Genomic DNA, 1402 nt, shown 5'->3' on the forward strand with positions numbered 1-1402 from the left:
AAACAATATGCTTTACAGCTTCAACTTGCACTGGAACAAATGGGTTCAACCATGCAGGTTATTGCTAATCAAAAAGAAGAGATTGCGGAACTGCGGAAACACCTTGCTAATGTAGAAAAAAGGCAACAAGAACAACAAGAGTACATTACTACTAAACTGGAAGAACGAGATCGAAAGCTAATTGAATCATTAAGAGAAATACAGGAAACTAAAAAAGAGGTTGCCAGTAGTGAAGAAAAAGTAAAAATAGGTTTTTTTTCTAAGTTGTTCAAACGATGAAATGTCAAATCCAACTTAGTATAGAAATCTAAAGAAAACGTGAGAAAATAGGAGATTGTGATTTTAAATTATTAACTCAATATTTAAGTATTTCCCAAACTAAAAACCCTCAAATTTGAGCGATTTTGCCCAAATTTGAGGGTTTGGTTTTGGAACGACTTCCGATTAGAGCCATTATGTAAACTAAAAAAATATAGATAGAAAGTCATGTATTTATTTGTCTAATTTTGTTGAATCAATTAGAATATTGTTGAAACTTGTTATAATAGTACTAAATTAAATAATTTTTACCGATAAAGGCAAACTTATCGAAAGGTAAGGACGCAAAGCCAAGGACCTAAAGCATTTTGCTATGGTAGCCTAGCCACCGAAGAAAACTAGATCAAAAAGGTGAACCTAGGCTCTTCAGGTTCATCTTTTTGTATGTCTTATATGTAAAATAATGGAATGGAGGAGGTGTAGATTTTGTCCATAGAAGATTTTATAAATGAAGAGAAATTTTTCCACCATTTTCAGCCTATTTATTACCTAAAAACTGGGAACATATTAGGTTATGAAGTTCTTCTTAGATCCAACATGTATTCTAATCCTGAATATGTTATCCAAGAAGCAATAAAAGAAAAAAAGCTCTATGAATTAGATTCGGGGTCTATTCATAAAGCTATTTCTACCTACAATTCAGCAGGATTATCTAAAAAAGACGGAAAACTGTTTTTAAATATACTTCCATCGACTATTTTAAATTCTAATTTCCCGTATTTTATCAATAAAATTATTGCCGAAAATTATTTAAGTAATCAAGAATTTATCCTAGAGATTTCCGAATCTGAAAATATTCAGGATTTTGATACATTTAAAACTAGAATATTAGAACTTAAAAAACAAGGATTTTTTATTGCTATTGATGATATTGGACATGGATATTGCAATTTGAAAACTATTATAGAACTAGAGCCAGACTATTTAAAATTAGATCGATATTTTTCACAAGATCTAAAATCTTCTAAGCAAAAACAATCCCTTATTTCATTTTTTCTAAACTATTGTCAAGAATATAAAAGTCAATTAATTCTAGAAGGTTTAGAAAATGAAATGGATATGGAAATGGCAAAATCCTTAGGTA

General features: G+C 29.7%; 2 protein-coding genes and 1 riboswitch. Both genes read left to right on the forward strand.

The genetic code is table 11. The features are described 5' to 3' along the window. Positions 1-279: DUF3967 domain-containing protein (locus ACEWK1_RS27620; protein WP_416636881.1), on the forward strand; the 279-nt coding region annotated here is incomplete at its 5' end. 288 nt (positions 280-567) lie between these two features. Beyond that, a riboswitch (cyclic di-GMP riboswitch) is annotated at positions 568-651 on the forward strand. 93 nt (positions 652-744) lie between these two features. Continuing rightward, on the forward strand, positions 745-1402 hold a 658-nt coding region (locus ACEWK1_RS27625; protein WP_416636882.1), incomplete at its 3' end, for an EAL domain-containing protein.

The sequence above is a fragment of the Metabacillus sp. YM-086 genome (assembly GCF_048059995.1).
Lineage (GTDB): Bacteria > Bacillota > Bacilli > Bacillales > Bacillaceae > Metabacillus > Metabacillus litoralis_B.